The organism is Methanosarcina sp. (genome assembly GCF_035390745.1).
Classification (GTDB): domain Archaea; phylum Halobacteriota; class Methanosarcinia; order Methanosarcinales; family Methanosarcinaceae; genus Methanosarcina.
In genome coordinates, this window is sequence record NZ_DAOOUJ010000091.1 from 1 (window position 1) to 8,087 (window position 8,087).

Sequence of the window (8,087 nt, forward strand, 5' to 3'; positions counted from 1 at the left end):
AATTTTTATATATTTTTGGGTAAAAACAGAATTTAGAGGATTTCTACAGAGCCAATAGAATATCCTTAACTAAATAGAAGACAGAGCCTGTTACTAGAAAGGAGAAAAAACATGAGAATTCTGCTGATTGCCGATATCCACGCAAACCTTGAAGCCCTCCAGACAATTCTCGATGTTCCGCACGACAGGGCAATCTGCCTGGGAGATATTGTGGATTACGGGCCGGACCCGGACAGATGTATAGATCTTCTGCAAAAAAAGAATATCCCCACTGTAAGGGGCAACCACGACAATGCCGTTGCTTTTAAAGTGGACTGCCAGTGCGGGTACAAATATAAGCATCTCTCAATTGCAACGCGAGAATATACATGGAAAGTTCTTGAGAAGTCACAGATGGAATACCTGAAGAAACTGCCGCTCCTTATCAAAGAAGAAATAGACGGAAAGAGCCTTTACCTTACCCATGCAAGCCCGCGCTCCATGTTCGAATATGTAAAGCCCGAAACTCCGGATGAAGAGATCCAGAGCATGTTAGAAGGAGCAATAGAGCCTGTAAAGGCGGACTTTCTCATAATTGGGCACTCTCATATCCCAATGAACAGAAAACTCGGAAATCTTACAATTATAAACCCTGGCTCTGTCGGACAGCCCAGAGACGGAGATACCCGAGCAGGCTGTGCGGTGTTCGATACTGAAACAGGAAAAGTAGAATTTTTCCGGCTGGAATATGATATCGAAGCGGTCTGCGCAAAAATTGAAGAACGGATGCCTCATGCGGAGGAACTGACTGGCATCCTTAGACGGGGTTATTGAGGTGAAATACGGTTAAAGAAAAAAACTGTTCAGCAGGGAGTTCAGAATATTTGTAGAGTTCATGTTTCTTTTATTGCCCTGATAATTTTTTCTATATACTCCGGTTTCACATCAGATGGTGTTGTTTTTTTAACTCCGAGCTCGGTAACCATAAGATAGACTTCAGCCTGTATCCCTGCCTCACCAAGCTTTTTTGTAGCGCACCTGTCCTCACAGCCGTCAAGAGCGAGAACTCTGAATCCTTCGGATAACGCGTCTTCGACAGCATCGGTTCCCTTCAATGCAGCAGCAGCTCTATAAAGGTCTGGGCGCCTGAAAGCCAGAGTTGATGCTGCCTGCATGGTAAGCTTTCCTGTATTTGATAAGCCGGAACAGGCAAAGATGAGAGTGCTTCTCCTATTTCCGGAAGGGTTCTTCGTCTCGTTAATCCTGCCTGGAAAAGATTCTTTCTGTTCTGGAGATTCTTTTTGCTCCTCTTTATTCGAGTCCATTGTGATTACAACCTTTGCAAGAGATTATTTCAAAAGATATTGAAATAGAAAGATTGTCTACCTTTATATGGTTGATGCTTTTGATTCTGCTGCAGGGATAGAAAAAACTCATTTTTTCCCTGGACAGACTGTGCCAGACAGATAGACAGACCGATGAGTCATTTTATTACTGCCAGCCAGCAGACACGAACGCTTCACGAAAAATAAAAGTAATAAGAGTAGAGAAAGAAATCAATCAAGTTCAAGTTCCGTAATTTCAACATTCAGGTTTGCGACCTCAATAGTCGCGACCGTGTACTTTCCGGAAAGCACTCCCGCGCATTCCCCCGGATTTATAATCGGGGTGCCTTCAATGATCCGGACCCCGGGGTCGTGAGTATGCCCCCTGACAACGACATCAAAATCCCCTGACCTTGCAAGGGCTTTGACCAGAGCCTCATCTGTCCCGTGCAGGAGGGCGATATGCAGCCCGTCAACTGTCAGGTCCCCAAAATCCCCGCAGGAAACAGCACCTATTTCTTCAAACCTCTTTGCAAGAGTTACTCTATCCCCATCATTGTTTCCGAAGACAAAATAGAGTTTTGAATTCAGCTCCTTAAAAGCCTTCACAGTGAAAGGAGAGATAATGTCCCCTGCGTGCAGTACTACTTTTACCTGCTTTTCATTAAAGAATTCCACAGCTTTCCGGATAGCTGCCAGGTTATCATGCGAATCAGAAATAATCCCTATCAAATAATCCCACCTCATTTAATATTAGATGTCCTGAATATTTAATACATACTCCGGGACCCGGGAAAGAAAAACTTTCAGCAAGGACAGCAGCTATTTTTAAATAGGAGATACAGGTATTACTCCAATATTCCAGAGAGAATATTTGAAAAACCCTGAAAGAGTGCAAAATACAGGGAATTTTCCATAAAACCAGAGTTAGTGAGAAAGGAATGAAAGCTATAACCCTCCTGAGCAGCGGGCTTGATTGCGTCGCAGCGCTTGCCATCGCAGCCAAAAGCCTTGAAATAGAGATGGCGATTACATTTGATTATGGGCAGAGAGCCGGGCAGCGTGAAATAGAGTATTCCGGAAAGGTCTGTGAACACTTCGGGATAGAGCACAGGATAATCAAGCTGGACTGGCTTGGGGAAATAACAAATACATCTCTTGTAAACAGGAATGAGGAAGTCCCGTCTCTGTCCTTTGAAGATATTGATGAGGCTGCTCCTGCTGCAATTACCGAAAATTCCGCAAAGGCTGTCTGGGTCCCTAACAGGAACGGAGTTATGTTAAACATTGCAGGCAGCTTTGCCGAAAGCAGGGGCTGTGATTACATAGTGGTGGGCTTTAACGGAGAAGAGGCAGGGACCTTCCCTGACAATTCCCTTGATTACGTAAAGGCAATGGACCATGCTTTTTCTTACTCCACACAGAACAGAGTGCGTGTGCTGGCCCCTCTCATAGAAATGGGGAAAACTGAAATTGTTAAAAGGGCTCTTGAAGCAAAAGCCCCGCTTGAATACAGCTGGAGCTGCTATCACGGCGGAGAAATTCCGTGCGGGGAATGTGAAAGCTGCGTGAGAAGGGCAAGGGCATTCAAAAACACAGGTGCAAAAGACCCTCTTCTGGAAAGGCTTGGGATCTAAATCTGAAAAAATCCTTCGAGAGAATAAAAAGCGATTATAGAAATAATAGAGAGAGTTCCATGAAATGTATTGTTTTACCTGAAAAACATAACTATGATGGGAGCCAGATTTCTTCCCTCTGGGCATATAACAGCTTCGGAGTGCAGGAGGATTCCGTTATCGTTTTTAGAGGTGCATGTGACGTAAAAATAGAGCACATGATTGACCTCGAAGACCGGCGGGCAAATGAGTCTATATGGTCCGAAGATATGCTGAACTTCATCATAGAACACTTCGATTCCACTGACCTGAAACTGATTTACGCACGCCAGCGCCTTTTTACCGCTATTGTAAGGGAATACCTTGAAGGGCTTGGAATCCTTACTTCAAGGGAAGGAGACGATTTATTTTTTAACGGAAAGAAGCTGACCGTATCGATTGCAAGCACCTCGGCTGTTTCCCAGAAAATCCACTTCGGCATGAACGTCTCGCATGAAGTATACGGAAACCTGAAAGAAGCCGGAATAGAGGATGATGAAAGCATTGTGCGGCTGATGCAGGAAATCGGGGATTCTTATGTAAGGGAATTCGAGGATATCGAAAAGGACCTCAGGAAGTCCCGGCCTCTCGGAGTGGTATAAATGCCCAGCCGTGAATCCGCTAACATAAGAGAAGTCTTCTGTTCCGTGCAGGGAGAAGGGCCATACGTAGGCATGAGGCAGGCCTTTGTCCGGTTTTCAGGATGCAACCTTAGCTGCAGCTACTGTGATACGAATTTTGCAAATCCTGGAACCTGTGACTATGAAAGAGTTGAAGGCAGCGGAGTTTTCGAAAAGGTTCCAAATCCCGTAAGCATAGAAAAGCTGGAATCCATGCTGCAGCCATTTAAAAAGCTCCATTCCATATCCCTTACAGGAGGAGAGCCGCTCCTGCATGCTGATTTCATAGAGAAGCTGAAACTTTCCGCACCCCTGTACCTGGAATCCAATATGACCCTGCCTGAACAGGCAAGAAAGCTGAGTGAAAATATCGCATACGTTGCAGGAGATTTCAAACTTCCAGAGGCTATCCGGGGAATCTGCCCTGAAACCAGGGAAGTGCATGTGGAAAATACTATAGAGTGCTTCAAGCTCCTGAGAAAAAATGATTCAAGAGACTGCTTTTGCAAGATTGTGATAGGCAGGGACACAAACACGGATACCGTAATTATGGCTGCAGAAGCAATAGCTCCCTATGTATCCTGTATAGTCCTTCAGCCCGAAACCCCTCTGGGAAGTGCGGTAAGGACTCCAGGGTTTATGCAGGCATCCGTACAGACTATTATAAAGCTGCAGAAAACCCTGCTTGAGCTGACAGACACGCGGATTATTCCGCAGACCCACAGGATGTGGGGTTGCTTATAACCAGAAAAAGGGCAGGAAAACCCGGAAAATTAAAAAAGGGATGAATAAAATGGTAAATATGAGGTTAGGAGTTATTGACTATATTGACAGTGCACATTACCTTCCAGGGCACGGGAAGTGCGGAAGAGTACATGGCCATACATATAAAATAGAAGTAATTGTGGAAGGAGAGGTAAGGGAAAACGGGATGGTTATAGATTTCTATGACCTGAAAAAAGGCATCAAGGAAACTCTGGAAGAGTACGACCATACCCTGTTGAATGAGATCCTGGATTTCCCAAGTTCAGAGCACCTCTGCCAGCACATCCATTCCCGCCTTCTGGAGAGATTCGGATTTCCTCTTCTGGTAAGGGTCTGGGAGGGGGAAGGCAAATGGTGCGAAATGGACAATTTTTCAAATTAAATTTGAATTCCTTTACACCTGCGTTATGAGATAATCCCAAAAAGATTCCACAATGTATATCAATGGGCTGTATCATAGGTGCTTTAGGCATCCTGAAACCCCTTTTACTGAGAGTTTACTTTATTTCCAAGTTCTGAACGGAGGAGAAATATTTGCCAGAAGAAAACCAATCTGTAGACAAAACCTGTAATAACCATGGAGAGGACCTCCTTAGAAAAATTGCCGAGCACCCCTGTTACGATAAGACAGCCCAGCACAAGTACGGAAGAATTCACCTGGCTGTGGCTCCAAAGTGTAATATCCAGTGCAACTTCTGCGTCCGGGAGTTTGACTGCGTAAACGAGAGCCGTCCCGGGGTTACCAGCAAGGTTCTGAGTCCGCAGGAAGCCCTTGAGAAGACAAGGCAGATTGTTGCAGATTATCCGTTCATCAAAGTTGTAGGGATTGCAGGGCCGGGTGACCCTCTGGCGAACGATGCAACCTTTGAGACCTTTGAGCTGATAAAAAAAGAGTTTCCTGGACTCACGCTCTGCATGAGTACAAACGGGCTCTTGCTCCCCGAAAAACTGCAGGATCTTGTAAGGGTGGGAGTATCAACACTGACTGTGACCGTAAATGCTATCGACCCCGAAATTCAGGCAAAAATAGTGGACCATATAGTTTACCACGGAAAGGTCTACAGGGGAGTTGAAGCTGCAGAGATTCAGGTCAAAAACCAGCTTGAAGGCATTAAGGCTGCTGTTGATGCAGGTATGGTTGTAAAGGTCAATACCGTTCTTGTTCCGGGCATTAATGACAGGCATGTAATCGAGATCGCAAAGAAGATCAGCGAACTCGGAGTTTACATTATGAATGTCATGCCCCTGATCAACCAGGGAGCCTTTGCAAACATAGAGCCGCCTACTGCAGAAGAAAGAAAAGCTGTACAGGAAGCCTGCGAACCTTATGTGATGCAGATGCGCCACTGCAGGCAGTGCAGGGCTGATGCTTATGGTCTCCTTGCCCAGGATATGTCGCAGATGAGTGAAGAGCGCAGAAAGATCATAAAGATCCAGACAAAGGAAGATATGGAAAAAGCAAGAGAGATCCTTAAAAAGAACGGGAAATAAGAGTCCTGATAAACTTTACAAATTTATTAATATTAAATTCGAGTTAAGAAGTTCTGAAGCAGGGAGCCTAAAAGGCGGAGTTAAAGAACTCCGCTTCTCAGACTTATTTTTAAAAACTTTACTCGAGAGTGATTGCCCCGTTCGGGCAGGCATCTTCACATGCACCGCAGTCAAGGCATTCGTTTTCGTCTACAACTGCAACATCATCATCACTGAGGGAGATTGCAGCTGCAGGGCATTCATCTATACAACTTCCACAGCCTGTGCAGGCGTCAGCATCAACTTTTGCTACCATGTTTTTCACTCCTTATACAGAAATGGGGACTTTTATAGAGTCGAAAATATATAAGGTTGACATACTAGGAGATAATAATTTAATAAAAAGCTGTCGCTTCCGTTCCCAGAAACAAAGAAAAAAACAGATAAAGGATAACCTGAATTACGTACTACCATATTTCCCGGTTATAAGAATAAATGAACATATTAAATTTATAAATATGGCAACTGCCACCACTGGCACATAACAAATTTGGATGTATTATCATTGACCTGCAATAAGTTTATTATTAACTTATCATAACCCTGCAATTAGTTTCAATCACTTATCGCGGCTCTGGAATTACCATTCATTATTGTAATACTGCCGTTAATCCAGTCTTAACGTTAATCTGCCTTACCATTAATTTATTGTTTAACTATCTGATACAACTAAAAAAAGGAAGCCTTTTATTGAACCTGGAACAGCTAGCAGAAGGGATAAGGAATTTCGAAGGTGTTACCCGAAAAAAACAGATAGAGGATATAGTCTCTATCTTTGAAGCCGTCCGCCCGGAATACGGGAACGCTATTGTTGATTTTGGGGATGATGCTGCAGTTATCGATATAGGAGGAGATGACGTTATCCTCTTTGCAGCGGACGGCATCTGGGGCAGGCTGCTGGATGCAAGCCCCTGGTGGGCAGGGTATGGAGCTGTTGTTGTGAACATAAATGACATTGCAGCCATGGGTGGAAAACCCCTTGCCATGGTTGATATAGCCTCTGCAAATTCCCCTGACGCCTGCAGAGAACTGATGGAAGGGCTGGCTGAAGGAGTAAGGAAATTCGGAGTTCCTGTAGTTGGAGGGCATGTCCACCCTGATACACAGTACAATTCTCTTTCCGTTGCTATTATAGGTATTGTCAAAAAGGACTGTGTAATAAGGAGTGATACCGCAAAGCCCGGAGACCTGGTAATTGCAGCTTATGATATGGATGGAAAAATCGGTCCTAATTCCCCTTACAGCTGGGACACAACATCTTTTAAAGAGCCTTCGGTACTCAGGGAAAGCTACCTTGTGACCCAGGAAATAGCACAGAAAAAGCTTGCAACCGCAGGCAAGGATATCAGCAACCCAGGGCTTATAGGAACTCTCGGAATGCTTTGCGAGACGAGCAGAGCAGGAGCCTCGGTTGACCTGGAAAAAGTCCCGAGACCTGAAGGTGTGGACTTTGAGCAGTGGCTGAAAGTGCATCCGGGAACGGGTTACGTATTTACTGCAGCTCCGGAAAAAGCCGGAGAGTGCATAAGTGTATTTGAAAAGGCAGGGCTGACAGCTGCAGTCATAGGAAAAATAGAAGAGGGTTCAAAGCTCGACATCTACGACAAAACAGGCAGAGTAACCGTTTTTGACTTCTCAAAAGAAGGTATCACGGGCATAGGTTCCGAATAACCGGGACCTTTCTGCTTGTTCTGCACCTGTTTCAAAGAAAAATATGTTTGCTGAAAAGCTGTTATTTCACTTATCCAGCACCTGCTACAATTGTTATTATCCTCTTTGCCCGAATCGGTGGGACTTACTTATTTTCAACCCAGGCTTTCATTTCTTTATACAGGAATTCTTCTGCAGCCTGAACCTTTTCAAGAGGCCCGCGAAGGACAAGAATTTCCCTTTCTTCACTGTTTGCAATACTGATAGGCATCTTCCGGGTTACGGGTTCAAGCCCAAATTCTTCCACGATATCATAGATAATGGATACAACCGTTCCGGGGGGGATAATCAGGTCGTAGAGATCTTCAAGTTCCAGCTCGGGATCTTTTTCAACATTCTCTTTCGTCTTTTTTGCGATTAAATCATCGAGATTAAGTGTTTTGTGCATCCGGGAGTCACCTTCTTATATTAAATTTAGTTGCTGGTTTTATGCCGTTTTCATTAATGGAGGCAGTGTAGCGAAAGTTCTGTAAAATATGATTGACTCTGTATCCTTTTTCTTT

The 8,087-nt window shown here is 44.5% G+C and carries 11 protein-coding genes; 7 read left to right on the top strand and 4 right to left on the bottom strand.

Translation table 11 applies throughout. From position 1 onward, the window contains the following. Positions 1-111: 111 nt before the first annotated feature. Positions 112-813, top strand: coding sequence for a metallophosphoesterase family protein (locus PLL47_RS13905; RefSeq protein WP_324447046.1), 702 nt, complete (start codon positions 112-114; stop codon positions 811-813). Between the two features lie 59 nt (positions 814-872). Here PLL47_RS13905 and PLL47_RS13910 read toward each other — a convergent pair whose 3' ends face one another. Then, the gene (locus PLL47_RS13910; RefSeq protein WP_324447047.1) at positions 873-1,304 is read right to left on the bottom strand and encodes a putative zinc-binding protein; all 432 of its coding nucleotides are present in this window, start codon (positions 1,302-1,304) and stop codon (positions 873-875) included. 231 nt (positions 1,305-1,535) lie between these two features. Then, a complete protein-coding gene (locus tag PLL47_RS13915) occupies positions 1,536-2,036 on the bottom strand; it encodes a metallophosphoesterase (RefSeq protein ID WP_324447048.1) in 501 nt (166 codons plus the stop codon). A gap of 209 nt (positions 2,037-2,245) precedes the next feature. Between PLL47_RS13915 and queC the strand changes: the two genes are divergently transcribed. The 5 genes from queC (at position 2,246) to nifB (ending at position 5,835) form a co-directional block, all read left to right on the top strand. Then, positions 2,246-2,941, top strand: coding sequence for a 7-cyano-7-deazaguanine synthase QueC (gene queC, locus PLL47_RS13920; protein WP_324447049.1), 696 nt, complete (start codon positions 2,246-2,248; stop codon positions 2,939-2,941). Between the two features lie 59 nt (positions 2,942-3,000). Continuing rightward, on the top strand, positions 3,001-3,561 hold the full coding sequence (locus tag PLL47_RS13925) for a DUF366 family protein (RefSeq protein ID WP_324447050.1): 561 nt from the start codon (positions 3,001-3,003) through the stop codon (positions 3,559-3,561). Then, positions 3,562-4,323: a 7-carboxy-7-deazaguanine synthase QueE gene (locus tag PLL47_RS13930; RefSeq protein WP_324447051.1), complete on the top strand. Its 762-nt coding sequence runs from the start codon at positions 3,562-3,564 to the stop codon at positions 4,321-4,323. Positions 4,324-4,372: 49 nt separating this feature from the next. Beyond that, positions 4,373-4,726 carry a 6-carboxytetrahydropterin synthase QueD gene (gene queD / locus PLL47_RS13935; RefSeq protein WP_324447056.1) on the top strand — a complete coding sequence of 118 codons (354 nt, stop codon included), beginning with the start codon at positions 4,373-4,375 and terminating at the stop codon, positions 4,724-4,726. Positions 4,727-4,878: 152 nt separating this feature from the next. Further along, positions 4,879-5,835, top strand: coding sequence for a nitrogenase cofactor biosynthesis protein NifB (nifB, locus tag PLL47_RS13940; RefSeq protein WP_324447052.1), 957 nt, complete (start codon positions 4,879-4,881; stop codon positions 5,833-5,835). A 118-nt stretch (positions 5,836-5,953) separates the two neighbouring features. Here the strand turns inward: nifB and PLL47_RS13945 are convergent, their stop codons facing one another. After that, positions 5,954-6,130, bottom strand: coding sequence for a 4Fe-4S binding protein (locus PLL47_RS13945; RefSeq protein WP_324447053.1), 177 nt, complete (start codon positions 6,128-6,130; stop codon positions 5,954-5,956). 434 nt (positions 6,131-6,564) lie between these two features. On the opposite strand from PLL47_RS13945, the gene PLL47_RS13950 reads away from it, so the two are divergent. Next, a complete protein-coding gene (locus tag PLL47_RS13950; protein WP_324447054.1) occupies positions 6,565-7,545 on the top strand; it encodes a methanogenesis marker 2 protein in 981 nt (326 codons plus the stop codon). Positions 7,546-7,669: 124 nt separating this feature from the next. Here the strand turns inward: PLL47_RS13950 and PLL47_RS13955 are convergent, their stop codons facing one another. Beyond that, positions 7,670-7,972: a hypothetical protein gene (locus PLL47_RS13955; protein ID WP_324447055.1), complete on the bottom strand. Its 303-nt coding sequence runs from the start codon at positions 7,970-7,972 to the stop codon at positions 7,670-7,672. Between the last annotated feature and the right edge of the window lie 115 nt (positions 7,973-8,087).